Source organism: Bradyrhizobium erythrophlei, assembly GCF_900129425.1.
In the GTDB taxonomy this organism is placed as follows: Bacteria; Pseudomonadota; Alphaproteobacteria; order Rhizobiales; family Xanthobacteraceae; genus Bradyrhizobium; species Bradyrhizobium erythrophlei_C.
On record NZ_LT670817.1, the window covers coordinates 4,235,597 to 4,260,723 of the forward strand.

At 58.2% G+C, this 25,127-nt stretch carries 29 protein-coding genes and 2 pseudogenes; 15 read left to right on the plus strand and 16 right to left on the minus strand.

Translation table 11 applies throughout. From position 1 onward, the window contains the following. Positions 1-199 precede the first annotated feature (199 nt). The 3 genes from B5527_RS20130 to B5527_RS20140 are packed head-to-tail and all read left to right on the plus strand — an operon-like array spanning position 200 to position 1,274. Positions 200-484, plus strand: a complete 285-nt coding sequence (locus B5527_RS20130) for a hypothetical protein (RefSeq protein WP_079603084.1) — start codon at positions 200-202, stop codon at positions 482-484. Continuing rightward, positions 481-948: a pentapeptide repeat-containing protein gene (locus B5527_RS20135; RefSeq protein ID WP_079603085.1), complete on the plus strand. Its 468-nt coding sequence runs from the start codon at positions 481-483 to the stop codon at positions 946-948. Before B5527_RS20130 ends, B5527_RS20135 begins: the two co-directional genes overlap by 4 nt. Beyond that, a complete protein-coding gene (locus tag B5527_RS20140) occupies positions 945-1,274 on the plus strand; it encodes a pentapeptide repeat-containing protein (protein WP_079603086.1) in 330 nt (109 codons plus the stop codon). The genes B5527_RS20135 and B5527_RS20140 overlap by 4 nt, the downstream gene beginning before the upstream one ends. Positions 1,275-1,686: 412 nt before the next feature. Here the strand turns inward: B5527_RS20140 and B5527_RS20150 are convergent, their stop codons facing one another. The 5 genes from B5527_RS20150 to B5527_RS44275 form a co-directional block, all read right to left on the minus strand. Next, on the minus strand, positions 1,687-2,037 hold the full coding sequence (locus B5527_RS20150) for a hypothetical protein (RefSeq protein WP_079603088.1): 351 nt from the start codon (positions 2,035-2,037) through the stop codon (positions 1,687-1,689). A 79-nt stretch (positions 2,038-2,116) separates the two neighbouring features. Beyond that, a complete protein-coding gene (locus tag B5527_RS20155; protein WP_079603089.1) occupies positions 2,117-2,641 on the minus strand; it encodes a DinB family protein in 525 nt (174 codons plus the stop codon). Positions 2,642-2,671: 30 nt separating this feature from the next. Then, positions 2,672-2,956, minus strand: coding sequence for a hypothetical protein (locus B5527_RS20160; RefSeq protein WP_079603090.1), 285 nt, complete (start codon positions 2,954-2,956; stop codon positions 2,672-2,674). A 504-nt stretch (positions 2,957-3,460) separates the two neighbouring features. Then, positions 3,461-3,751, minus strand: a complete 291-nt coding sequence (locus B5527_RS20165; RefSeq protein ID WP_154072398.1) for a GNAT family N-acetyltransferase — start codon at positions 3,749-3,751, stop codon at positions 3,461-3,463. A 223-nt stretch (positions 3,752-3,974) separates the two neighbouring features. Further along, on the minus strand, positions 3,975-4,349 hold the full coding sequence (locus B5527_RS44275) for a hypothetical protein (protein ID WP_154072399.1): 375 nt from the start codon (positions 4,347-4,349) through the stop codon (positions 3,975-3,977). A 649-nt stretch (positions 4,350-4,998) separates the two neighbouring features. Here B5527_RS44275 and B5527_RS20170 point away from each other — a divergent pair. Together B5527_RS20170 and B5527_RS20175 are read left to right on the plus strand one after the other, a co-directional pair. After that, entirely contained in the window at positions 4,999-5,199 is a 201-nt protein-coding gene (locus B5527_RS20170; protein ID WP_245332663.1) for a hypothetical protein, read from the plus strand. Between the two features lie 17 nt (positions 5,200-5,216). After that, entirely contained in the window at positions 5,217-5,429 is a 213-nt protein-coding gene (locus B5527_RS20175) for a hypothetical protein (protein ID WP_079603092.1), read from the plus strand. Positions 5,430-5,728: 299 nt separating this feature from the next. On the opposite strand, the gene B5527_RS20185 is transcribed toward B5527_RS20175, so the two are convergent. Continuing rightward, entirely contained in the window at positions 5,729-5,935 is a 207-nt protein-coding gene (locus B5527_RS20185) for a hypothetical protein (protein WP_079603093.1), read from the minus strand. Between the two features lie 330 nt (positions 5,936-6,265). Here B5527_RS20185 and B5527_RS46455 point away from each other — a divergent pair, with 330 nt between their 5' ends. Next, complete coding sequence (locus tag B5527_RS46455; RefSeq protein ID WP_245332664.1) at positions 6,266-7,021, plus strand: integrase core domain-containing protein; 756 nt, start codon at positions 6,266-6,268, stop codon at positions 7,019-7,021. A gap of 218 nt (positions 7,022-7,239) precedes the next feature. Beyond that, a complete protein-coding gene (locus B5527_RS20195) occupies positions 7,240-7,491 on the plus strand; it encodes a hypothetical protein (RefSeq protein ID WP_079603094.1) in 252 nt (83 codons plus the stop codon). Between the two features lie 244 nt (positions 7,492-7,735). On the opposite strand, the gene B5527_RS20200 is transcribed toward B5527_RS20195, so the two are convergent. The 5 genes from B5527_RS20200 to B5527_RS20220 all read right to left on the minus strand — a co-directional run bounded on the left by B5527_RS20200 (position 7,736) and on the right by B5527_RS20220 (position 12,289). Next, positions 7,736-8,623, minus strand: a complete 888-nt coding sequence (locus B5527_RS20200) for an ABC transporter ATP-binding protein (RefSeq protein WP_245332665.1) — start codon at positions 8,621-8,623, stop codon at positions 7,736-7,738. Next, positions 8,620-9,519: an ABC transporter permease gene (locus tag B5527_RS20205; RefSeq protein ID WP_079603096.1), complete on the minus strand. Its 900-nt coding sequence runs from the start codon at positions 9,517-9,519 to the stop codon at positions 8,620-8,622. The genes B5527_RS20200 and B5527_RS20205 overlap by 4 nt, the downstream gene beginning before the upstream one ends. Continuing rightward, positions 9,516-10,937: an ABC transporter substrate-binding protein gene (locus B5527_RS20210; RefSeq protein WP_079603097.1), complete on the minus strand. Its 1,422-nt coding sequence runs from the start codon at positions 10,935-10,937 to the stop codon at positions 9,516-9,518. The genes B5527_RS20205 and B5527_RS20210 overlap by 4 nt, the downstream gene beginning before the upstream one ends. Positions 10,938-11,101: 164 nt before the next feature. After that, positions 11,102-11,884 (minus strand): Crp/Fnr family transcriptional regulator, encoded by a 783-nt coding sequence (locus tag B5527_RS20215; protein WP_079603098.1) that lies wholly within the window; start codon positions 11,882-11,884, stop codon positions 11,102-11,104. A gap of 114 nt (positions 11,885-11,998) precedes the next feature. Continuing rightward, positions 11,999-12,289: a gamma-butyrobetaine hydroxylase-like domain-containing protein gene (locus B5527_RS20220; RefSeq protein WP_079603099.1), complete on the minus strand. Its 291-nt coding sequence runs from the start codon at positions 12,287-12,289 to the stop codon at positions 11,999-12,001. Positions 12,290-12,535: 246 nt separating this feature from the next. Here B5527_RS20220 and B5527_RS20225 point away from each other — a divergent pair, with 246 nt between their 5' ends. The 6 genes and pseudogenes from B5527_RS20225 to B5527_RS20250 form a co-directional block, all read left to right on the plus strand. After that, entirely contained in the window at positions 12,536-13,309 is a 774-nt protein-coding gene (locus B5527_RS20225) for a ferredoxin--NADP reductase (RefSeq protein WP_079603100.1), read from the plus strand. 161 nt (positions 13,310-13,470) lie between these two features. Then, on the plus strand, positions 13,471-15,213 hold the full coding sequence (locus tag B5527_RS20230) for a fumarate reductase/succinate dehydrogenase flavoprotein subunit (protein ID WP_079607392.1): 1,743 nt from the start codon (positions 13,471-13,473) through the stop codon (positions 15,211-15,213). A gap of 32 nt (positions 15,214-15,245) precedes the next feature. Further along, the gene (locus tag B5527_RS20235) at positions 15,246-15,479 is read left to right on the plus strand and encodes a 4Fe-4S dicluster domain-containing protein (RefSeq protein WP_008141081.1); all 234 of its coding nucleotides are present in this window, start codon (positions 15,246-15,248) and stop codon (positions 15,477-15,479) included. Between the two features lie 2 nt (positions 15,480-15,481). Then, positions 15,482-16,459 (plus strand): HEAT repeat domain-containing protein, encoded by a 978-nt coding sequence (locus tag B5527_RS20240; protein WP_079603101.1) that lies wholly within the window; start codon positions 15,482-15,484, stop codon positions 16,457-16,459. Between the two features lie 374 nt (positions 16,460-16,833). Continuing rightward, positions 16,834-17,022 carry a hypothetical protein gene (locus B5527_RS20245; protein ID WP_079603102.1) on the plus strand — a complete coding sequence of 63 codons (189 nt, stop codon included), beginning with the start codon at positions 16,834-16,836 and terminating at the stop codon, positions 17,020-17,022. Between the two features lie 62 nt (positions 17,023-17,084). Beyond that, a pseudogene (locus B5527_RS20250) lies at positions 17,085-17,426 on the plus strand (substrate-binding domain-containing protein); the annotation flags it as partial. A 143-nt stretch (positions 17,427-17,569) separates the two neighbouring features. Here B5527_RS20250 and B5527_RS20255 read toward each other — a convergent pair. The 5 genes and pseudogenes from B5527_RS20255 to oxlT form a co-directional block, all read right to left on the minus strand. Continuing rightward, the gene (locus B5527_RS20255) at positions 17,570-18,349 is read right to left on the minus strand and encodes a fumarylacetoacetate hydrolase family protein (RefSeq protein WP_079603103.1); all 780 of its coding nucleotides are present in this window, start codon (positions 18,347-18,349) and stop codon (positions 17,570-17,572) included. Positions 18,350-18,419: 70 nt separating this feature from the next. Then, positions 18,420-19,394, minus strand: a complete 975-nt coding sequence (locus B5527_RS20260) for a 2-dehydropantoate 2-reductase (protein WP_079603104.1) — start codon at positions 19,392-19,394, stop codon at positions 18,420-18,422. Between the two features lie 43 nt (positions 19,395-19,437). After that, positions 19,438-20,322: a succinate--CoA ligase subunit alpha gene (gene sucD / locus B5527_RS20265; RefSeq protein WP_079603105.1), complete on the minus strand. Its 885-nt coding sequence runs from the start codon at positions 20,320-20,322 to the stop codon at positions 19,438-19,440. Continuing rightward, a complete protein-coding gene (gene sucC, locus B5527_RS20270) occupies positions 20,322-21,524 on the minus strand; it encodes an ADP-forming succinate--CoA ligase subunit beta (RefSeq protein WP_079603106.1) in 1,203 nt (400 codons plus the stop codon). Before sucC ends, sucD begins: the two co-directional genes overlap by 1 nt. 95 nt (positions 21,525-21,619) lie before the next feature. After that, positions 21,620-22,863 (minus strand): annotated as a pseudogene (gene oxlT / locus B5527_RS20275) (oxalate/formate MFS antiporter). A gap of 121 nt (positions 22,864-22,984) precedes the next feature. Here oxlT and B5527_RS46460 point away from each other — a divergent pair. Continuing rightward, positions 22,985-23,971, plus strand: a complete 987-nt coding sequence (locus tag B5527_RS46460; protein ID WP_245332666.1) for an integrase core domain-containing protein — start codon at positions 22,985-22,987, stop codon at positions 23,969-23,971. A gap of 753 nt (positions 23,972-24,724) precedes the next feature. Continuing rightward, positions 24,725-24,916 carry a hypothetical protein gene (locus B5527_RS20285; protein WP_079603108.1) on the plus strand — a complete coding sequence of 64 codons (192 nt, stop codon included), beginning with the start codon at positions 24,725-24,727 and terminating at the stop codon, positions 24,914-24,916. The last annotated feature ends 211 nt before the right edge of the window (positions 24,917-25,127 follow it).

Here is a 25,127-nt window from a genome sequence, read left to right on the forward strand (position 1 = left end):
ACGCTGTTTCTTGGTAGGCTGTTGTATTTGGGTGACTCCATGCCTGCTTCGCAGCGATATGCTCAGCCCTTATGCGCCCCTTACCACCGCAGTTCGCACGGCTCAGGATAGATTTTGCGATCCGGCTGCACTGGCTGCGTGACCGTTGGAAATCCGGTACCATCGCATGCCGGACATTTAATCTCAGTCAGATGCGTGGATGGCTTTTTCATCCTTGATCTCTCGGACCGCCTCACGCGGCGATATCAAGTCCGATTTCAACCGCTCGCCGTTCGTCATCTTGAAGGATCGGCGCGGAGACTACGGCAGTGATTTCGACGATCCTTCCGAGCGCTTTTTCAGGACTAATCTCCGGTCGAAGACCATTCGCCCGGGTGAGCTGTTCACCACCTGGTCGGCTGACTCGGAGCAACCCAACCGCACCTACGAAACGTCTTTCCGGATCAAGAAGGCGACCCCGCTTGCGGGCCTGCTTGCCGCATGATCGGCCGACGCGGGCTGCTCGCAGCTGCGGTCGGAACCTTGGCCGCGCTGTCCGGTCCTGGCGTTGGCGTCGGTCGACGGCGGGTGACGCAGGACGAGCTTAACGATGCCATCGCTCTGCACCGCCTATGGCTGGAGGAGAGGATCCGCGGACACAGAGCCGATTTTGCTTCCTGCAATCTGTCCGGGCTCGATTTCGGCTTCGGCGTCCGCGATCAGGTGGTGCTGCGCAATGCCGAGTTCACGGATGCTGACCTCAACGGCACCGGGGGCAACGACGTGAACTTTCACCACGCTTCGCTGCAATATGCCGACTTGGCCGGATCCCATCTGAAGGCTCCGGTCTTCAGCAACGCTGTCCTGAACGGCGTTGACTGCAGAAACGCCGTTTGGGGTTGGCCTTCGCGCGGAGCGGCGATTGCCGCCGGAGAGGACCAGCCCCGTCTTTGTATGCCGTTTTCATGAATACGTCGCTTTCCGAGGCCGTATTCGACGACGCGCGCGTACGAGGCTTCTTTTACGACTGTTCATTGACGGCCGCATCGCTGGTTGGGACCGACTTGTCGCACTCGCAGTTCGTCGGTCCGCGCGGCGCAAACCGCTTCGGTAGGGCGAGGCTGATCGAGACACGCTTCCGCTACACGAAAATTTCGACGGCCGTATTCAAGCGGGCCGTTATGGAGAAGGCCGATTTTCTCGGCGCCGTATTAGCTCCGGAGATCGCACCGCATCTAACGGACCGAAAAATCCTTCCATCCTGCGTACCAGGGCAAGCGCCTGTTGACGATTGAAAGGATATACTCCCAAGTTGACTCTGTGTGGAGGATCGAGCAGGGCGGTTTCGCCCTGATCCGGATCACCGCCTAAGCGAACCCCTTTGGTGCGACATTGGGCTGTCGCTTTGACGGAATAACCCTTTGGGATGCCCAACTCCCGCCATCCAAGACGAATTGAATCTTGGCAGCGCACAATGCGCTGGAGGGCGGGATATGAACGACACCGTCGGTGAGTTCGAACGCTTGTTAGGTCATGCAGCCCTTAAGCTTTGGCCTGATCTGCCCCGAGATGTGCAGGAACTACTGTTCGAGACAGCGGTTCCCATCGATCCTACAATTCGAAACAGGTTAGCGGTATTCCTTCACGACCGTCATCCACGAACTGCGCATCCGCCTAAGCCAACACAGTTGGCGTAACGGAACGCGCTTACGGCTTCGGCGCAATCCATTGGGTGGCGCGGGCTTTTGCCATGGTCGTCGTAAAATACTCTTCCCGCTCCCGCTCAAATCGTTCTTGATGCGCCTTGAAATTCGCAACTCGCCTCTGAATGACCGTGCGTTCCATTTCAATCTTGTCTTTAGGCTCAAGATCTTTGGCTATCACAGGCTTTTGCACAGGTGTTGCAGGTTCTTTCGGTTCGACCGCCTGCTGTACTGAGGGTATCCTAGATGTATTGACGGCGACTCCTTGAACAAATGCCAATGTCTCTTCGATTAACAGGTCGCGCTGCTTCGTCCACTCATTCATCACAAAGCCCATCCGACTGACGACGACCATAGGTGATAGCAGCCGCCACACGGCAGAGTCGATAGTTTGGTCTCACTGTTCTCCGGGAATAGGTCGCACTGGGCTGAAATTAGATCAGGGCTTGGAGATCCGGCGCGGTGCCTCCCCGCTGAAAAACCAGCAAGTCGAGTGATGGTGGTTCGCCCCCGGTCAATATCGATAGGCAGGCGTGTGCCTGACCGCGATGATGGGTCTGGTGATTGAACAAATGCAGCAAAATATCTGAAAGGACCTGTGACTGCGGCATCCCGGATGTCGTCTTGTAGCTGTGGAGATTGACCAGCGCCGCTTCGTCGTACTTCTCAACCACTGCAATTAGCCGGATATCTTCGGCGACCCGTGCCCGGGTTAGTCCGGCCCGGTCTTCGTATAAAATTGCATCAAGCCGGTTTGGATGGTCGCCTTCACCGGTCAGCCTTTTCAGCCAGAGGCGGTCGGTCAGCAGCAAATGGTTGAGTGTACCGTGCAGGCTACCGAAGAAGACGCCTATGTGGAGACGGTACGCCTGATCAGATAACGCAAGCGTGGCTGCATACAGGCGGGCGTTGGCCCAGCGATTATAGCCGGCACGCTGCCGAAATTGATCTGGGGTCATGTCGGGGTCCTTCCCAGCGCGGGTAGTCCTTTATGTTTCCAAGCCGTGCACATCGGCCCCGCCATGTGCTCTCTTAAATTTCTCGCGCACCAAGGGGCGAAGATTCGGCAAGAAGCGCCATCTGGCCGTTGTAAGATGAATCGAAACGTCTGGCGGCGGATAGAGGCTGTTCAGCAACATCTTCATATCCGCAATGTTGCGCGTCGGTTGTCGCGTAGTGGGCAGTTGTTCCAGCGCCACTAAAGCTGTGGCCAGTGCCTCTGCGATGATGAATTGATCGCGGCCTGTGATTGATCCCAATGTGCCATTTCTCATTGCGGCCTCCTTACACGGTCTTAGAACGAGGGTGCGGCGCTACGTGACCGGCGGGCGTCGTTAAGGTCTACCGAAACAAGTTGCCCTTTTTTGGAAGGTCTTTTCCCTTGTGAAAGTCGTCCTCAGTTACGGGCTGAATCGGTCGAAAACAGCCGCCAAACCGCGGCTTAAGCGCCGCGATGTGTTAAGCTACTCTAGTGGAATAGGACGGACGCCCTCAATGTTACGAAATCTCTCCGGTCTGATCGCGATTGCGGCTTCAAGTCGTTCGGCGATGAAATCGAGAATGTCTTGAACGCATTGGCTCCCGCCCTTTGTCAGGTAACGTCCGCCATGCTTGGCTATCATCGGCCCAACGTTGGTCCTGTATTCCTCAAATTTGCAGCGTCGGTGATGATGTGCTCGACAATTCAAGTAAGTCGCCATTCACTGCTCCTATGTAAAGCATTATGAGTGGGGACGCACGATCAATCTAGGATGTGGACGCGAGATTGCGGTGGTTTATCACGTCATCACCCTCGGTCTGGTCAAAAGTTTTATCATCGTGATTTCTTGGTGATCGACCGGATAGTCTGGAATCCTTCCGATTACTGCAAAGCCAAGCTTGATGTAAAACTGCGGGGCTTGAAAGTCATGCGTTCGAAGTACGATCTGGTCGCATCCTCGGTTGATTGCTTCAGCCTCGACTGCTTCCACCGATCGGGTCCCGTATCCCTGCTTTTCGCAATTCTGCTGGGACAAATAGATGGCTGATGAAACAGGTTTTGGCCCATGTCCAACCGGATATGCCGCCAATCACACGCAGACGCGCTCGCGGCTTATTGGTATCGCGACCCGCCGAGTTCAAGACCGGATTGACCGAGAGCTTAGAAAGCCGCGCGACCCAATCTAGGAATGTGCGAGGCCGCCTCAGTGGGCGGCCTCTAGCCGTCCTTTACCGGCGCACTCGGTCGCGAGGACCCTTAGCGGACTTGGCTATTAGCGCGGGAGGTGGTGATGGCGGCTGCCTGACCGTGGCTTAAGGCTTTCGATCGGGTGCAACGAACGGATTTGTTTCGGCACTCTCTCGACTATTTTTCTCGAAGCAAGCTTCTAGACGCTCAAAGGCTGCCGCACTTCCATCCAGCGGGACCTGTAGCGTCGCGCCTTCTCCGCGGACATCAAGAACGGTAGCTGTTCGAAGTTTTCCGTTGAACGGGCGGTCTGCAAGCGCGACCGTCACACCCCTCGTTTCGGCTAAGGCTTTGGCTTCCACGGATTGCGAACCTGCGACGAGGCGTACAGTGTAGGCTTTGCCGCGATCGAGCTTCCATTTTGGGGATTCGAGAAGTAGCAAAAGCCCATCTTGAGCTCGCATAAAGCTTATCCCGAATCCGGCAGCAGAACGATTCATGACACAAGCATCGAACTTGTCTGCCTTGTAACTTGTTGCAATCTCCCATGGGCCGACAGTCGTTGTCTGCCTACTTTGGGATTGTGCGTTGGATGATAAAGTTGAACAGACAGAAATTATGAGCATTGAAAGTGGGAGTGGCGTTCGCATCGCTTACCCTTCATCTTGGCGCGTGCCGCAAAATCGTCCATGCTTGAACTCTCTCAGCGGACAATCGAAGGACGCTCTTGAAGGGAGGAACGCGGCGGCCCCTCCGGAGTTCCACTTTCAGTCTCCAAACTGCCATGAGGATTTCCGCTGAACTTCGCGGCGCACCTAACCGTGCTGCTGTGCTTCGCGCATTGCTGTCGCGCTGCTGGAACGGCGACAGCCAAGTCTTGTTATCTAGGAAACTTCCGCAAGAGGAGTGCTGTTCGATGCGAGTCCACCTCGATAAGAAACCGTCTGGTGGAGTGACGATCGCCTTTTTTGTGATCACCCTCTTAACTCCCGTCGCATTGGCGATCCTACTAAGCCGCCTGAACGCGTTTTTTTGAAGCTGATGCCGTGGGGGGTCGAGGAGCGCCTGCCTTGGCACGCTGTTTGGAACGGCGGGGCGCTGGACGCAGATAATTAATGTGATAAATTCGCTCCGGGTATTGTTGGGGCGATGAAAATGAATTTCTCACAGACGAAGGATGAGCGCCTTTTGGCGTTCTACGAAAATATTCGACGGCAGGTCGATCTGGATACGCGAGCGGGCGGTCGCTACCGGTTTGCCGGTGAGGGCGTGAAACAATACGCCGAAAGACTACGCGAAGAAATCGACCGGCGGCAGTTGCGGTTCATTCCGATCGATTGGCCTCGATAATTGACCGGGCGTGTCACATGGCGAAGTTCGATGAACGGACAATCGCGAATATGGACGTGGTGCTTGAGGAAGCCTGCCGCGATCTACCCAACGGCGGCGACCATAAAAGCAGGAAGTACGTTGCGAAAAAGCTGATGCAAAGTGTGAAAAAAGGAAACGTTACGCTAGAAGGATTGCGACCTGTGGCCCGCCGCGCGCTTTCTGAATTGTCGAGCCGCAAGTCGGGTTAGTTCGACGCACGCGCGCAACTCATTCACGATCCCGCGCCAGTTTCCGCTTTCCCCAATGATGATCTTTACGTGAGCTATCAAACACGGGCTCAACGCGACGGTTCAGCGCCCGCATCGCGCCGATCCGGGCGAACATCGTCGGACCGTCATGTACTGCAACCAGTAACAACGCCTGCATCGCCGCCTGCCATTCTTCAGCGTCGTGTTCGGCCTTGGACAGTTTGGTGATGTAGAGGGCCGCGTCGCGCAGGTGATCAGTCTTTTGCCGCCCGGCAACATAATCGGATCAAAGAACCGATTTACTCGTGACGGCTACTGTAAAATAGCAGCGCGATCAGCCCGCAACTGATCAATAGTGATAGCGCCGCACCAATACCCATCGCAATATAGTCGTTCTCCGAAACCGCAATGTCTGAGGTCGTCATCCACATATCGTAACCAATCCAAATGGTGGCCGAAAGCATCCCCAGCAAAGCCGCCAAGATTATCCAATTTCCTGCTTTCATAGTGAGGTGTCCTTGTCGGAAACTCAATCCGGCTAGTAAGCGCAGTCGAATTGGGTGATGCTCTTGGTTCATGAGAGATGCTTTTAGCCTGATTTGGTTGGCGCTGATCGGATTGTTCCGGTCGCGAGCGTCGCTGCAAGTTGAGATCTTGACGCTTCGTCATCAACTCAACGTGCTGCGGCGTAAATCGCCGCAGCGACTAACCTTCACCAGCATCGACCGGTTGGTATTTGCCGGGTTGTATCGGCTGGCACCTGGCGTGCTGGACGCTTTGAAGATCGTCAGGCCGGAGACCGTGATCCGCTGGCATCGTGCCGGCTTCAGAGCATATTGGCGCTGGAAATCGAGACCGCGCAGCGGCCGTCCAACGACCCGCCGGAGATCCGTCAGCTCATTCGCGAGATAGGTCTCGCCAACCCATTATGGGGCGCACCACGGATTCATGGCGAGCTTCTCAAGCTCGGCATCGATGTCGCACAAACCACCGTTGCAAAGTATATGGCGAGGGGAAGGCGACCGCCGTCCCAAGGGTGGAAGACGTTCCTTCATAATCACGCCGACGGCATCGCGTCGATGGACCTATTCGTGGTTCCGACAATCTCATTCCGACTGCTCTACGGGTTGCTGATACTGCAACACGATCGCCGCCAAATCCTGTGGCTGGGAGTGACTGCGCACCCGACGGCTGAATGGATTTCGCGCCAGCTCACCGAGGCCTATGGTTGGAACGCAGCACCGCGATACATCATTCGTGACCGCGATGCCGTCTACGGTGACGTCCTCATCCGCCGCCTTCGGGCGATGGGCATTCGGGATAGGCCAACCGCGCCGCGATCGCCGTGGCAGAACGGGTATTGTGAAAGGGCGATCGGTTCGATCAGGCGGGAATGTCTTGACCACGTTGTCGTGTTCGGCGAGCGGCATCTTCGCCATCTGCTGCGATCTTACGCGACCTACTATAACGAGACGCGCACGCACCTGTCCTTGAATAAAGACTCGCCCCTATCGCGTACTGTTAAGAGGGCAGGGCGTATTCTTTGCCGCCCAATCCTCGGCGGACTGCATCACAAATATGTCCGGATTTGATTTGCGACAGGCACAGGGAGCCGTATGCCCGAATTGGGCCCGTACGGATCTGTGCGGGGGGCGCGAGGTAACTCGCGTCCCTACCGCGAAAGTGGCCGAACCACGGTCGGAACGACGCGATTGACCCACACTCGACCTTAGCGATCTTGGGGCACGATGCTTTGCTTTTTAGAGACTGATTTAGGCCCCTTAAAAACCCATCTGCTAAAGGTGGTTGAATGGTGTGGTTCCTGGCGTTTGCATTTTTGTTCTTCCTGTTCCGTCGTGCAATCCTCGCGGATGATCGCCTTGCTGAGTGCGAACCGATCGGAATGCTGCGCTCGCCGCTATTTCACACGCAGACAGCGCTTCTTTTCGCGCTATTGGGGCTTATGTTTGCCCCAAGCTGCCTTCCGCACGAGCGTTGGATAACCATCGGGTATCTTACCGCCTTGGCCATCGTCATCGCAGCGCGAAGCACCGCGTTCTGAGCTCCAAGCCGTAACTTCGACTTGAATGGCGAGGTCAGGACGGCCAGAACGAAACAGAACAGCCCGATCATTCCGCCAGCTTAGGCGATTCCATCACGTCATCAACTCGGATAAGATCTTCGGTACACACAGCGTTTCTCGCCGGGTTCAGCGAACTGGTGTGATCAGTTCACGAGCCATCCTGGGCGGACTTTATCACCACTACTCCCGTGTTTAGGTTTTCGGTACACACACAGCGATATCTCTAGATCACGTCAGCCAGAGACTGTCCGTGCAGTTCGATATTGAGCCCCTGCATGCCGAGGTCGTTGATTTCGCCGCCCATAGCCTTTAGGCTCTCCTCCCGGATCAACGACATCAACCCTCGTCGCAAAGCCAAAAACTCCGACGACATCATCATGGACTGGTGACGAGGCCGCTCGAGCGGAATGGGAATCTCCGCCTTGATCGAACCCGGCCGCGTCGTCATGCAGTAGACGCGATCCGAGAGGAAAATCGCCTCGTCAATATCGTGGGTGACGAACAGGACGGAGATCTTCAAACGCTGCCACATGTTGGTGAGGATCTGCTGCATGATGACGCGCGTCTGCGCATCGAGCGCGCCGAAGGGTTCGTCCAGCAGTAGCACTTTCGGTCCGGTCGCCAGCGCCCGCACGATGCCGACGCGCTGCTTCATGCCGCCGGACAGCCGGTCGGGATAGTGCTTCTCGAAGGCCTCGAGGCCGGCGAGGCCAAGCAGCGTGCGCGCCGCGCGCTCGCGCCGGGACCGCTCCATGCCTCGCATCTTCAGTCCGAATTCGACATTTTCCCGTACGGTCTTCCAGGGGAAGAGCGAATATTGCTGGAATACCATGCCGCGTTCGGCGCTTGGCCCTTTCACCAGTTCGCCATCGACGGTCACGGTGCCCGTGGTGGGCTTAAGGAAGCCCGCAACCGCGTTCAACAGCGTGGATTTTCCGCAACCCGAAGGTCCGACGATCGAGACGAATTCGCCAGGCCGCACGTGAATCCGGGTATCGGTGACCGCCTCGACCGAGCCGTCGATCGTCTCGTAGCTTAGCGAGAAGTTCCTGACTTCGACATGGCCTTTGCTGGCCGCGGCTTCGGCTGTTCTGGCTTCGGTCTGGCTCACGTTCGCCCCCATGGCATCACGAGCCGTCCGAGGGCTCTTATCAGAAGGCTCGATGTCAGGCCGAGCAGACCGATTGCGACCATGCCGAGCGCGATGTCGGCGTACTGGACCAGCGAGTAGGCTTCCCAAGTGAAATAACCGATGCCGTACTGCCCGGAGATCATCTCGGCTGCGATCAGCGACACCCACGCCACGCCCATGCCGACGGTGAGCCCGGTGAAGATGTGTGGAAGCGAAGCCGGGAAGTACACCTCGCGGAAGATCGCGGCTTCACGGGCGCCGAGGCACCGCGCGGCTCGCACCAGAACGGGATCGACCAGCGACATCCCGTGCAGGGTATTCGCCAGGATCGGGAAGAAGGAGCCGAGGAACGTGATGAAGACGATACTCTGTTCGTTGGTTGGCCACAGCATGATCGCCATCGGTACCCATGCGATGGCAGGAATCGGACGTATGACCTCCGAAACAGGAAAGATCACCTCATGAATCAGCTTGAACCGGCCCATCACGAGGCCGAGCGGTACGGCGACTAGCGCCGCCAGCGAGAATCCGAGAAGGATTCGGCGGCAGCTCAGCGCGACATGCATCAAAAATTTCGGATCGCGGATCGCTCTCGTAAAACTATCGTAGACAGCGAGCGGCGAGGGCAAGTTCGTGAAGCGTACGAAGAACACCACGCGATATTTGGTCAGCAGATGCCAGGCGATCAGAAAGGCGACCAGGGAGATCGCGCCGATCAGAGTGGCCCGCATCCTGTCCTTGTTGAGCCGGAACCAGCGCGCGGCCATGACGCGGATCGTGACCGGTTGACGCGGCGCCGCGGCGGAAGGCGTTTCCTTCGCCGCAATCGCCGTGGCGGGCTCTGCCGCATGCCGTACGAGCGCGGGGCTGCTCACGTTTTTCCTCCGCTCACGGCGGCCTTCACTGCATCGTCAAACCCAAGGACCTTGCCGTTGTTCTTGGCGGCGTAGGCTTCGGCATCCTTCTTCAGGAGGAACGGCGCGATATCGCCGCTGGCCACCACGAAGAAGGCCTGATCGGCGAACAGCTTGATCCCGCGCGCGGTATCGAAGACATAGGCGACGTCGATCTTCTTGCCTTTGGCCGTGAAATCCGCGTAGGCCCCAAGCGTGCACATGGCGCTGCTGAAGGGAAGGATCCCCTCGTCATCGACCCACACTTCGCCCGATTTGCGCGGCCTCGTAATCGGCTTCTTGCAGAACTTGTCTTCGCCAGAGATCTCGTAGTTCGTCGTGCTGGCAAGCTGGGCATCATAGTCGAGCTTCATCTCGGCATAGGCCTTGCGGATGAAGGAATCGTCGACCCATTTCTTCGGATCAAACTCCTTCATTCGCCCGAGATTCTGCAGCACCTTGACGTCTGCCGCTGCGGCATCAATCAGGGGCGGCTTGATGGTCGGATCGAGCGTCATGTTGCCGCCCGGCCCAAGGAAGATGTAGACGACTTCCTTGTTGATCCCTGTCCATTCCTGGATCTTCTCGGCCGCCGTTTTCGGATCGGCGCGCAGCCATTGGTTGGCGGCGATGATCGCCTTTATGTAGGCGACGACGACTTCGGGATATTTCTCGGCAAAATCCGTGCGGACAACGACGCCATGCCAGGTCGGCAGGTTGGTTTCCACGCCGTCGAAGATCTTCCGTGCGGAACCGCGGAGCGGCAGCAGTTCCGCGAACGGCACGAAGTCGGCGTGCGCGTCGATCTTCTTCTCCTGCAAATTGGTCGAACCGACTTCAGGCGTCTGGCTGACCAGCTGGAAGAAGTCGGCGGGATAGCCGCGATCCTGCATCGCCTTCAGCACCATGCCGTGCGCGGCCGAGCCGAAGGGAACACTGACGAGCTTCCCCTTGAGGTCGGCGAGTTCGTAGTACGGCGAGTCCTTGTTTACGACGATGCCGTTGCCCGAACCCGAGAGGCTGTAAGCTGCAACGGCGATCAAACGGCTCTTGCTATCAGGGTTATTTTCAAAGGTGAAGCCGTTCACAATGAGCGGATAGTCTCCCATCGCGCCGAACTGCAGCTTGTCCGCCATCATCGCGTTGGTGAGAGGAGGCCCGGAGGTGAAATTCTGCCATTCGAGATCGAACTTGATGTTGGCGTATTTGCCGTTGGTCGGCAGGTACTTCTCCAGCAGATGCAGTTGACGGATCACGAGGCCGGTGGTGACTGTGTTCGTTGTGGTGTCCTGTGTGCCGATGCCGATCGTGACGGTTTCCGCTTTGGCCGGCTGCGCGAGCATCAGCGCTAGGGACGCTACGGACATCGCTATCGAGAGTGCTGGAACGTGGCGGACCATTCTCATCCTCATTCGGTTGGATGTTCTGCGGTTGTCATGATTGGTTGATGGAGCGCTCCGGGCAAATGGGGACTGGCCGTCATGGTGGATTAGTTGCCGGGAAAAGCCCGTTGCATAGTCGTTGGGCAGTTTGCTGCACCAAGCCAATCGCATGTGCATCGACTTTAATCCGAGGCCTGCCCGCGCATTTCCTCAAGCACGTCCGGTCGGCGGACGACGATCTGGGACCGTTTCGTCAGCACGATCTGCTTGTCCTGCATCCGCTTGAGGCTGATGGTGACCCATTGTCGGGTTGCGCCCACCATGTGCGCCAGGTCGGCATGGGTAAAGGCCGCGGCGATCGCGACGCCGTCGGGATCCTCGACGCCATAGAGATTCATGAGATGCAGCAGCAGATGCGCGAGCCGCTGCGTGATCGAGCGGGTTCCCAGCATCTGCGCCAGTGCTGAGTAGCATTTGCCTTTGAAAGTAAGCCCTTCGATCAGACCGATCGCAAGATTTGGAATCTCGGTCGCCAGCGTTCGCAGCTCCTTTCCGGGAAGCTGCACGACGCTGCAATTGCTTGAGGCCACTCCGGACCATTGATGAATGCCGCCGCCGAACACTTCCGGACCGCCGACGAAGTTGCCGGCACGCCAATAGGCGAGGGTGATCTCGCGCCCGAGCGGCGAGGTGTAGAACACGCGGATTCGGCCGCTCTCAATGAGATAGATGCCGTCATGCTTCGCGCCCTGACTGAACAGCGTCTGGCCGCGATTGAGAACCTTACGGCGTCCCTGCTTTAGAACGATTTCCCGCTCTCGTGGCGTGAGCTTTTCCATCAATGGCGGCGGGCCGCCGATCCATTGCTGGCTTTCGGTGAGAAGCAGCGAAGAACTTGCGGCAGTCCTCGCGGAACAGGCCGCCGAAGGCGCGCCTCCGCGCACTGCGCTTGCTACCTGCAACATTGCCGGCCTCCGGACCAGTTGGAACTGATCTACAAAGCAGCAATGTTCATGCCAGATGGCAGGGGCTGGACTGTCTCCGGGCATCACTCGTCGGTGCGGGAAAGCCCACTAAAATCAACTGTCCGTGAGCCCCAATAAGTAGACTTTGGGATAGATGCCGCGGTTGTGTCTGTCCGAGAAGGAAATGTTCAGGCCGTAACCCAGATCGGCCACCTCAACGATGGCGATGCCAGGAAAGCTCTGGGGAAAGCGCCCATCGAAACGCGCGCGAGTGCAGTGGGCGCATTTGCAGGCCGCACGAAGCGCTTCCGCCGTCAGCGTGAGGCGCCGTTCATCCGATGTGGTCATCGAAAGCGACGCCAGATCGGGACTCACTTCGCAATCCATCACCGTCGGCGCAACCATCGCGGTTATTGTCACGACTGATCTCCTCTCAAAGCATATTTATGACGTCGCCGGCCGGCTGGATAGCAACTAGTTGCCGGCGACATCATCCGAGCGACACGCGAAACGACTTTTGGCGAAATGTGAAATTAATCGACCGGGAATCGACGTTCGACGTTGCGCGGAATCTGTCTCTCGCCGAAACGTCCGATCGTCGGGCATGCCATGCGCCCTTTACGATCGAGCGAGCGAAAGGATACACGGACGATGAGCGCCTTTCAGAAGGAGACGGTTCTTTCAGTGAAACACTGGACCGATTCCCTGTTCAGCTTCACCGCGACGCGCGATCCCGGGTTTCGCTTCCAGAACGGCCAATTCGCCATGATCGGACTCGAGGTGGAAGGTCGGCCGCTGGTGCGAGCCTACAGCATGGCGAGTGCCAATCACGAGGAAGCGCTTGAGTTCTTTAGCATCAAGGTTGCCGACGGCCCGCTGACGTCGCGCCTGCAGAAGATCAGGGAAGGCGACACGATCCTGGTCGGCCGCAAGGCCACCGGCACGCTGATCACCGGAAACCTCATTCCCGGAAAGCGGCTGTTGCTGCTATCGACCGGCACGGGCCTCGCGCCGTTTGCCAGCCTCATCAAGGATCCGGACGTTTACGACAATTACGAAGCCATCATTCTGGGGCATGGTTGCCGTCAGGTCTCCGAGCTCGCCTATGGCGAGCGTCTCGTCGAGAATCTCCAGCAGGATGAGTTCTTCGGGCCCCTGATCGCTGACAAGCTGATCTACTATCCGACCGTGACGCGCGAGCCGTTCCGCAATCGTGGCCGCCTCACCGATCTGATTGCTTCGAACCAGCTTTTTACGGATATCGGCCTTTCGGGACTCGATCTCGATACCGACCGCGTCATGCTGTGTGGAAGTCCCGGCATGCTGGAAGAACTCCACGCAATGTTCACCAGCCGCGGCCTTACCGAAGGCAACCACAGCGAGCCCGGCCACTTCGTCATCGAGAAGGCTTTCGTTGAGCGATGACGCGCACTGCCTCTTTGTTGGTCAAAGAGCCGCTGTGATTTGGGCAACTTGATCAAACATTGGCATTCCGTTTCCGGCGACAACTAATTGCTATCGCCGGACTATCATCTGAACAAATCTAGCGCTACGGCGCCCGATATGTGGCGAACCAGGAGAGAACGATGGCCATGGATGAGATAGTCGGCGGATCTTCGGAAGTGTCCTGCGACGTGCTCGTGATCGGCGGCGGCACCGCTGGACCGATGGCGGCGTTGAAGGCAAAGCTAGAAAATCCGAAGGCGAATGTCGTTCTCCTGGAGAAGGCGAACGTCAAGCGCTCGGGCGCCATCTCGATGGGGATGGATGGGCTGAACAACGCCGTCATTCCCGGCTATGCGACGCCCGAGCAATACACCAAGGAAATCACGATTGCGAACGACGGCATCGTCGACCAGAAGGCGGTCTATAAATACGCACAGAATTGCTACAATATAATCGAAGAACTCGACAGTTTCGGCATTCGCTTTCTCAAGAATGAGAATGGCGACTACGCGGTCAAGAAGGTGCACCACATCGGCACCTACGTCCTTCCGATGCCGAATGGCGATACCGTGAAGAAGGCGCTCTACCGCCAGCTTCGGCGCGCCCGGATCCTGATTTCGAACCGCTACATGGCAACGCGGTTACTCACCTCGAGCGACGGGCGCGTGGCCGGTGCGATCAGCGTCAACACGCGTACCGCGGAACTCCTCGTCATCAAGGCGAAGGCCGTCATCCTGTGCATGGGCGCCGCCGGCCGCCTTGGTCTGCCGACCTCGGGCTACATGTTCGGGACTTACGAGAACGCCGCCAATTCCGGCGACGGTTACGCGATGGCCTATCATGCGGGCGCTGCGCTCGCGAACCTCGAATGTTTCCAGATCAATCCGCTGATCAAGGATTACAACGGACCCGCCTGCGCATATGTCGCGGGGCCGTTCGGCGCGTTCACGGCGAATAACGAGGGATCGCGGTTCATCGAGTGCGACTACTGGTCGGGCCAGATGATGCTCGAATTCTATAACGAGCTGCTCTCGGGCAAGGGTCCGGTATTCCTCCAGCTAAAACATCTTCACGAGAAGACGATCGAGGAGATCGAGTCGACGCTCCACAAGGTCGAACGGCCGACGCGCGGACTGTTCCAGAAGGGGCGGGGCAACGACTACCGCACGGAATCGATCGAGATGCACATCTCCGAGATCGGCTTTTGCTCTGGCCACAGCGCATCCGGCGTGTTCGTCGACGACTTCGCGCGCACGACGGTGCCCGGGCTTTACGCCGCCGGTGACATGGCAAGCGTCCCGCACAACTACATGCTGGGTGCGTTCACCAACGGATCTGTTGCCGGCATCGATGCGATGGAATTTGCCCAAAACCACGACTTCGCGGAGTTCGATGTCGCCGACGTCGCCAGGGAGCACGACCGTGTGATGGCGCCGACCAAGCGCGAGGACGGCATCCCTCCGAACCAGATCGAGTACAAGGCGCGCCGCCTGGTCAACGACTATCTGCAGCCGCCGAAGGTCACGCGCAAGTTCGAACTCGGCCAGCGTCGCCTTACGGAGGTGCGGGAGGATATGGAGCAGCGCATGATCGCGCGCAACTCGCACGAATTGCTGCGCGCGCTCGAGACCCAGTCGATCCTCGATTGCGCCGACATGGCGGCCCACGCCTCGCTGTACCGCGAGGAAAGCCGCTGGGGCCTCTATCACCTCCGAACCGACTTTCCGGAGAAGGATAACGAGAACTGGTTCTGCCACACGCTTCTGAGCAAGAAGAACGGCAAGATGACCTGCGAGAAGCGGGCCGTGCAGCCCTACGTGGTGCCGATCGCCGATGACGAGAAGGACCTCTACGACAAGCAGCGCATCCGCGCCAGCGCCTGACGTTCCTGCGAACCCAGCAACAGGAGATAAAAATGCCTCTCGCCAGTTACCAGACCTCCGTTCCGGTCGTCGTCGATGACGCCAAGTGCATCGCTGACAAGGGCTGCACGGTATGCGTCGATGTTTGCCCGCTCGACGTGCTTCGCATCAGCGACATGACCGGCAAGGCCTATATGGCGTACGATGAATGCTGGTATTGCATGCCATGCGAGGCCGATTGCCCGACCGGCGCCGTTACCGTCAACATTCCCTATCTGTTGAGGTAGAAATGTCCAGCCCGTTCGAATCCTACGATGATCTCGATGACGCGGACGAGCGTCTTCAGGCGGCAGATCCATCCGAGCGTCGCGTCGCAATCATTGCGCTCGGTCAATCCGGTGACCCGGTGGCCGTCGGACACCTCAGCAATATGGTCTTCGATCCCGATGCAGGTGTGCGCCAGCAGGTTGCAATGGCGCTCGGGGAATTCGATGGTCCGGAATCGGCTGCGGCGTTGGTGAGATTGCTGGTCGATCCCGAGCGGATTGTTGCATCGGCAGCCGCAGACAGCATGGCCGAACTGAAGGATCCCGCCTGCGCGGAAGCGATCCTGCCGCTGGTCAAGCACGGACATGCCTTCGTCCGCATGGGCGCGTTGCGTGCGCTTAAAGAGCTAAGGCGCAAGGATACGCTCAAGCCGGCGCTCGAAGCGTTGCAGGACAGCGACGCGGCGGTTCGCGTCCAGGCGGTCGGGGTGATCGGGTTTCTGAAGCTTGAAGAATCTATTCCGGCGTTGACTGCATCGACTGCCGACTCCGACGCGCATGTCAGGCGCGCGGCGGTCAGCGCGCTTGCCTTTTCCCAGATGAAGCCCGCGGCCGAATCGATCACCCGGGCGCTCAAGGACGACGACTGGATGGTTCGGGAGATGGCCGCGGAAACGCTCGGTATCAACGCTAACGGACTGTTTGCCGCAGACCAGTTGATTGCGGCCTTGTCGGATGATTTCTGGCAGGTGCGTCTCAAGGCGATCCGAAGCCTCGGCAAGATGAAGGTTGATCGGGCGGTCGGGCCGATCGGCGGTTGCATTACCCACGAACAGGCCAATTTGCGAAAAGAGGCGGCCGCGGCGCTGGGCGAGATTGCCAATACGGCCGCCGAGCCGTTTCTCGCGCTGGTGGTGAATGATTCCGATCCGGAAGTACGGAAGAATTCACGCTGGGCGCTCCAGCAGATCGCTGCAAGGAAGGCGAAGACGAACTCCTGATCCCAAGACACTTGTCGGCGGCGTCTAGGTCACACCCGAGGGCTGACGATAGCGTGGATACTGCCACACTTCGGCGCGGACGCAGTCGGCCAGTGCACGCTCTTGGGCAGCAAGCGAAAAGCTCGCCTTCCGCACGACTGTCGCGAAAAGTCGAAGCAGAGGTAGGCTCAAGGACACAACTTTCCTCCTATCGGGTCAGTATCGGACTAATCCATCTCTTTAATTGAGAGAAATGGCCTTTCGGAGCGATCCGATCATCAACAGAAGAACAGTGCTGACCTGCTCTGAAATGTCCGCTTATCGGGTGACAGGAAGGGGGCGCGCTGCCCTGCAGGATCACCGACGATTTTAGCAATGCGCTGCAGTACTGCCGGTTGAAGGCATATTTTCATCTTGCGCGGCGAGGAGGGGCCCAATGCGGCTATGAGAAGCTGCTGATCGAGCAGCGCGCCGACGCGCAGCGCAAAGCAATCGAAAAGATCCGGCGCGAATATAGCGAAACCGAAGTCGCGACTGACCTCAATGTGTCGGTGTCCGATCTTCGCAAGGGAGCAAGCGTTTAGCGCGGGCGGGCGACACAATGGCCGCGGAAGCCGAGTGACCGGTTGAGCCGGCTGCGCAAAGCAATGGCGCGCAACAAATGGAATTCACTCACGCCGCAGTGGCCGCTTATGTGGCGAGCGGCATGGCGGACGTAAGTTTCGGGGTCGAGGCTGCCGCTCGGCAATTCGGGCTCGATTTCGTCCGGCTGCTGACGGAAGATTATTTTTTCGTCTGCCGCCGCGCCTTTCTGGAAACCGAACCGATGCAGCGCATACTCGACATCATGAAGGGCAACGAGTTTCACAAAGCCGTTGCCGATATTCCCGGTTATGTTGCGGCCGATACCGGATCGGTCAGCACCGTCCGGGAATTCCTGGACAGCGTAAATCCAAAGCCTGTCACATCCCGAAAGCGAAAGTCCTGAGCAAACCGCACGACGCGACAGCCCGAGGCAAGCATCACCTTGGTCGATCCGGCGCCCAGCGAGGTCCAAAGCAGATCGGGTCGCCTGGCAACAAGGTCATGTCGTGTTCCTCGCGCAATGTTGTGCGATGAAGGTTGCGTCCTTTAACTTGCCTGCCTGAATTCGTTGGTCAGTTCGCCGATACCGTCGATCGCGACGGTGACCTTGTTGATCGGATCCTTCATCGATCCAACACCAAGAGATGTACCGCAGCAGATCAGGTCGCCCGGCAACAACGTCATGTCGTGCGAGATTTTGCTTACGAGCCGTTGTACGCTGAAGATCATGTCTGAAATCGGATACGATTGGCGCTCCTCGCCGTTCAGGATCGTCCGAACCACGAGTTTCGCAGGATCGATCCCGGATGCGATGGCAGGCCCGAATGGACAAAAATCGTCGAAACCCTTGGCGCGGGCCCATTGCGCGAACGTGGCATCCCTGCTGATGATGTCGGCGGCCGTTATGTCGTTGACGCAGGTATAGCCATGAATAAAGGCATCGGCCTGATCGACCGAGACGCCGCTGCATCGGCGCCCAATGACGATGGCGAGTTCACCTTCGTAGACGACCTTGCCCTCATAGGAGGTCGGTCGTTTTACGACTGCATTCGGCGCCGCGGCCGTCGTCGGGGCCTTCAGAAGGTAGAGCGGCTCGTCGGGTTCCCGGACATTCAATTTTGCAGCAAGCGCGTGAAAATTATTCCACAACGCGATGATCTTTGATGGTTCGCTCGGAGCCATGAGTTCGACAGCGGACAAGGCGAGCCGCTGGCCGTTTGCCCATGACTTGCCGAACATCTCGCCGTCATGAACGCTAATCTCTGAATGTGAGATCGTTCCAAAGCCGGTTACGTCCTGGTGACGAAAACGAACCCAATGAGGCACGATAAGACCCCCCTGAAAAGATTAGCCATCGTTCCGATGATAACGTCTGCGGCTCGGTCGAGTGCCGCGTTTAGTAAAGACCAGCGATTTTGGCGCGTTGTGTTACGAGCGCCAGAACCGCGTCGATCGCCGGTGTTGGGATCTGCGTGAGACGCCCCATTTCCTGAACCACGGTGACAAGCGGATCAATCTCCATCGGGCGTCCGCGCTCAAGATCCTGCAGCATCGATGTCTTGTGGGCGCCGACTTTGCGTGCACCCTCGATACGTCGCTCGATGTCGACGCGGAATTTGACGCCGAAAGTCTCCGCGATGCTCTGCGTCTCCAGCATCATGGCTTTCGACAGGGCGCGCGTTGCCGGATCAGTACAGATCTTGTCTAAGGTCGCATGCGTCAGCGCGCTGATCGGATTGAAGCAGACATTGCCCCACAGCTTGAGCCAGATTTCGTCGCGGATCCGGTCGAGGATAGGCGCCTGCAAACCGGCCTTGACGAACATCGCCGCGAGCCGTTCGACGTCCGTACTTCTTTCTCCAGAGGCTTCGCCGAGCGGAAAACGGTCGCCGTAGACATGACGGATGATGCCGGGCGCCTCGATCTCCGTCGCCGGATAGACGATGCAGCCGATCGCGCGCTCCGGACCCAATTCGCGCCATTGCCGTCCGCCCGGATCGATGCTTTCAAGCGTCGACCCCTCGCACGCGTTACCGTGTTTGTAGAAGTACCAGTAGGGGATTCCGTTGACTGCGGTAACGATCCGTGTGTGCGAAGCCAGCAGCGGCTGGATCGCTTCGATAACACTGGTGATCGAATGCGCCTTCAGGCAAATGATGACAAAATGCTGCGGTCCGAGCTCGGTGGGGTTGTCGGTGCAACGGGGATGCACCACGCGCTCTTCATCGCCGATCAGTAACTTGAGACCGTTGGCGCGCATCGCGGCGAGATGGGCGCCGCGCGCGACAAGGCTGACATCCGCTCCCGCCTGAGCCAGCTGCACACCGAGATAGCCGCCGATCGCGCCGGCGCCGTAAATGCAGATTTTCATGCCGTTCTCCAGAAGCGGGGGGAGGAGTCATTCACAGGCACGCTCAGCCCTTAAGCACGTCGACCAGCGTCTTTCCGACACGCGCCGGCGAAGGAGAAACACGAATACCGGCGTCCTCCATCGCAGCGATCTTGGATTCTGCATCGCCCTTTCCGCCGGAGATGATCGCACCGGCGTGTCCCATGCGGCGGCCGGGCGGGGCGGCACGTCCGGCAATGAAGCCGACCATCGGCTTCTTGCGGCCGCGCTTCGCCTCGTCCTTGATGAATTGCGCGGCGTCTTCTTCCGAAGAGCCGCCGATCTCGCCGATCATGATGATGGATTTGGTCGCGGGATCGGCCAGGAACAATTCAAGCATGGCAATGAAATCGGTGCCCTTGACCGGATCGCCGCCGATACCGACCGCGGTTGTCTGCCCGAGGCCTTCCGCAGTGGTCTGATAGACCGCCTCGTAGGTCAGCGTTCCCGAGCGGGAAACGATTCCGACGCTGCCCTTCTTGAAGATGTTGCCGGGCATGATTCCGATCTTGCACTCTCCGGCCGTCATCACCCCCGGGCAATTTGGACCGATTAGCCGTGATTTTGATCCGTCGAGCGCGCGGCTGACCTTGATCATGTCGGTCACCGGAATGCCCTCGGTGATGCAGACGATGAGCGGAATCTCGGCATCGATCGCTTCGCAGATCGCGTCCGCAGCGCCCGGTGGCGGGACATAAATCACGCTCGCATCGGCGCCGGTTGTCTCCCGAGCTTCCGCCACGGTATCGAATACCGGCAGATCGAGATGTTTGGTACGCCCCTTGCCGGGCGACGTGCCGCCGACGAGTTTGGTGCCGTAAAGCACCGCCTGCTCGGAGTGAAAGGTGCCGGTTTTGCCTGTGAAGCCCTGGCAGATGACCCTGGTATTGCTGTCAATCAGAATGGCCATTACGCGGCCTCCTTTCGTGTAGCTCTGACAATCTTTTGTGCGGCATCGTCGAGATCGTCCGCCGATACAACGTTGAGGCCGGACTCCCTGATGACTTTTTTGCCGAGTTCGACATTGGTGCCTTCCAGACGCACGACCAGCGGCACGGCCAGGCCGACTTCGCGCACGGCCGCGACCACGCCTTCGGCGACGACGTCGCAGCGCATGATGCCGCCGAAAATATTGACCAGAATTCCCTGCACGTTGGGATCGGATGTGATGATTTTGAATGCGGCCGCAACCTTCTCCTTGGTCGCGCCTCCGCCGACGTCGAGGAAATTCGCCGGCGATGCACCATAGAGCTTGATAATATCCATGGTCGCCATCGCCAGACCGGCACCGTTGACCATGCAGCCGATCGTGCCTTCGAGCGCGATATAGTTGAGGTCGGATTTTGACGCTTCGATCTCCTTGCCGTCTTCTTCTGTCAGATCGCGCAGTTCGATCAGTTCGGCATGCCGATAGAGTGCGTTCGAATCGAAGCTGATCTTGGCATCGAGGCATCGCAGCTCGCCCTGCTTGGTAACCACCAGCGGGTTGATTTCGAGCATCGCCATGTCGGTGCCGATAAAGGCGCGATAGAGCTGCGCTGCGAGTTTCTCCGCCTGCTTGGCAAGATTGCCCTGGAGGCCGAGCGCGCGGGCGACGGCGCGTCCGTGATGCGCCATGACGCCGGTCGCGGGATCGACCGAGAAGGTCATGATCTTGTCGGGCGTGTCGTGTGCAACCTTTTCGATGTCCATCCCGCCTGCGGTCGAGACCACAAAAGCAACGCGCGACGTCTCGCGATCGACCAGCATCGAGAGATAGAATTCCCGCTCGATGTCGCAGCCGTCCTCGATGTACAGGCGGTTGACCTGCTTACCGGCGGGACCGGTCTGCGCGGTGACGAGTGTGTTGCCGAGCATTTCCCTGGCGTACACAGCCACTTCTTCGATGGATTTGGCGAGCCGCACTCCGCCCTTGGCGTCGGCAGGCAATTCCTTGAATTTGCCCTTGCCGCGGCCGCCCGCATGGATTTGTGATTTCACGACGTATACCGGGCCCGGGAGCGCCTTCGCGGCAGTCATGGCTTCTTCGACCGAGAGTGCGGGCTGGCCTTCTGAAACTGGTGCGCCGAAGCTCGTCAGAATGGCCTTGCCCTGATATTCATGGATATTCATGCCGTTCCCTATTCTTGTATTTTGTATGCCAGTGCCGTGGAGAAAAAAGAGAGGTGCACGGAAGTCCACCTCGCCTGGATTTCAAGTAGCGGCGTTCAAACTGTGCCGACTGTCCGCGCGCTTGCGACGACCTCGACGGTTTCATTGCCCAGGATGAAAGCGCGTCGCATCGGTTTGATGACGAACAATGCAAGCAGCGCCGCCGTGGCATTCAGGCCGACAGCAACAACGAAGACGGCCTGCCAGCCGTAGTTCGAAGCGACGACGCTGGCGAGCGGCACTAGCAGCGAGGCTGTCCCCTTGGCGGTATACAGCATGCCGTTGTTGGTGGTCGCAAACTTGGCACCAAAGGTATCGCCACTGGTGGCGGGGAACAGCTGTATATTTCGCCGAATACGCCGAAATACACAGCGGTCGCCAGCACGAAGACGATCGGGATGTGACCGTACACGGACAGCGTCAGCACCATCAGCGCAGCCGTTCCGAAGGCGATGAACATGGTGTGTTCGCGCCCGATGGTATCGGAGACCCAACCGAAGAACGGTCTGCCGAAACCGTCAAAGATGCGGTCGAGCGAAATGGCGAAGGTCAATGCGGCCATTTGAAAGCCCAGAAGACTAACCGGTTCATTCGCTATCTTGAAGTCATGCGCGATCGGCGCAATCTGCGCCGCGGTCATCAGACCGCCCGCGGCAACCATTACGAACACCAGATACATTACCCAAAAAATCGGACTGCGCAGCACCTGCGGCGGCGTGAAGTCGATCTTGGTCTGGGGCAAATTGAGCTGCTTCTTTTTCGCCGGCATTGGCTGCGACGGCCGGCGCAGGAAAAATGCCAGGACGAAAACGATCACGCCTTGTCCGATGCCAAAAGTCAGGAACGCGTGCTGATAGCCGCTCGCGACGATCATATTTGCGATCGGCACCACTGTGATTGCCGCGCCGGCGCCGAAGCCCGCTGCCGTCGCACCTGCAGCGAGGCCGCGGCGGTCGGGAAACCACTTCAACGCGTTGCCGACGCAGGTGCCGTACACCGAGCCGGCGCCGATTCCGGCGATGATTGCTGCGGCGTAAAGCAGCACCAGCGAATCCGCGTAGGAATTCAACACCCAGGCAAGGGCAATCATGACTCCGCCGAACATGACCACGACGCGCGGGCCATATTTATCGACGAACCATGCCTCGACCGGAACCAGCCAGGTTTCCGTCACCACAAAAAGCGTGAAGGCCAACTGGATCGCCGCTCTGCCCCAGTGATATTTCGCGTCGATCGGATCGACGAACAGCGTCCAGCCGTATTGAAGGTTCGCGATCATGGCCATGCAGACGATGCCCATCGCCAGTTGCAGCCAGCGGAAATAAGGATGTCCCTGTCGCAAACTCAATCTGACTAGCAGCTGATCGAGAATCGGGCGATGCTGTTACGGGATGAGAGATCTTGTCAGGCTCATTGTTTGGATGGTCGCAGATCTGTTTCGGTCGCGGGCAGCGCTCGAGGCTGAAATTTGGACATTGCGGCAGCAGATAAACGTTCTGCGGCGAACCGCTCCTAAGAAACAAACCTTCAGCTCGATCGACCGATGGATTTTTGTTTGCCTCTATCGGCTTCTCCCTGGCGTTCGCGATGCGCTGGCGATTGTTAAGCCGGTGACCGTAGTCAAATGGCATCGCGCTGGCTTCCGCTTATACTGGCGATGGAAATCGAAAGCGCGGGGTGGCAGGCCAGCAGTTCCGCTGCAGATACGCAAGCTTATCCGCGAGATGAGCATTGCCAATCCGCTGTGGGGAGCGCCTCGGATCCATGGTGAGTTGCTCAAGCTCGGCATCGAGATCGGCCAGACCAGCGTCGCCAAATACATGGTCAGGCGAAGACACCCGCCGTCCCAAGGGTGGAGAACCTTTATCCGCAATCACGCTGATGGGATCGCTGCGATGGATCTGTTCGTCGTGCCGACAATCTCGTTTCGCCTGCTCTATGGATTGCTGATCATGGGGCACGGTCGGCGACATATTCTGTGGTTTGGCGTCACAGCGCATCCAACCCCAGAATGGATCGCAAACCAGGTCACGGAAGCATGCGGGTGGGAACAGGCTCCCCGCTATCTCATCCGTGACCGGGACGGGGCCTATGGTGAGGTCTTTATCCGCAGACTCCAATCAATGGGCATCCGCGACCGGCCGACGTCGCCGCGCTCCCCTTGGCAAAATGGATACGCTGAACGGCTGATCGGTTCGATCCGCAGGGAATGCCTTGACCACGTTGTTGTGCTCAGCGAGCGCCACCTCCGTCACCTACTGCTGTCGTACATGAAATATTATAACGAGATGCGAACGCATCTATCCATGGAGAAGGATACGCCAGTACCGCGCGCTGTTGAGAGGGCAGGGCACATCAATTGTCGACCTGTACTGGGCGGGCTGCATCATCAATATGTCCGGATTTGATTTACGACAGGCACAACGGGTGCCAACCGCGTGGCGATGCTTTGCAGCGACTCATCCGGATCGATGGTGATCGATTTTAGCCAAGCACGCGAATTATCTGACAATGCGACCTCCCGGAGCAGACTTTTTGGCTCGGGTGCGGAGTGCCATTGCAGCTTTGGCTGCAAGAGGGGCGATGCCGTGGATTGGCTCGATTCCTTCGAGGGATTTCACAAACGCCAGCGTGGAGATCGAGCGACCGCTACAATCGGGATAATGGTGTGTGCCCACCTGGATCGTTAGTGGGATCAAGTTATTTCGCCCCGGAACGCGCCCGTGCGATAGCGCGCACGTCCCCACGGCGCGCAGACCCTAATCGCTGCGCTCGCGTATCGAACAACGTGATGTTGCGCCGCAACATGCGGCGGCGGACTGCCATTGTCCTGAACTTGAGTCTACCGCGTTCCGTGAGGCGGCGCAATGTTTTCACCTCTAAAGTCAATAGCTTAGCAATTTCCGCGAAACGCGGCGTTTTGGGTCGGGGACGTTGAAAAATCCGAATTGCCCAGTATGCGATGCGCACGCCGGAGAGCATCAGCCGTATCGGCAGTTCGGGCTCGATATCACGGACCGGCCGTAGTTGGCGCAACAACGTTCGGTGACTTCTTCCCTTACGCCAGAACGCCGATGGCGCTGCCGAACGCATCTTGTCCTCCGCGACGGACTCATCGTAGTCAGAAGCAAAGACGTGAGATCGCTACGTTGGGATTTCAAATGGCTGCCCACACAATCGAACTGCCGAAGACCGGATTCGCACTCGAAATCGACGGTCGTCTGAAGGCCGAGTTTTCCACGAAAGCCGGCGCGGAGCAGGGCGCGGTGGAATTAAAGCGCCGATTTCCCATGCTTCAGATACGCATCTATGATGCCTCATTGAAGACGAGGGATGACGTCGCGGCGCGGTGACGAGGGTTGGCCCAAGACAAAAAACTCCTGTTCAAACGCAACAGCCGATTACAATAAGATGACTCATAGAGCTTTTATCGCTTTCGAAATTTGTTTTTCTGCGAAGACAGGGCCGCGTCAACGGCCCCTGTTGCTTTATTGGCTGATGGAGAAATAAAGCGAACGTGCCACGTAGCTGCATGATCGTCGCTTTCTTTGTTTTTCTACTTTA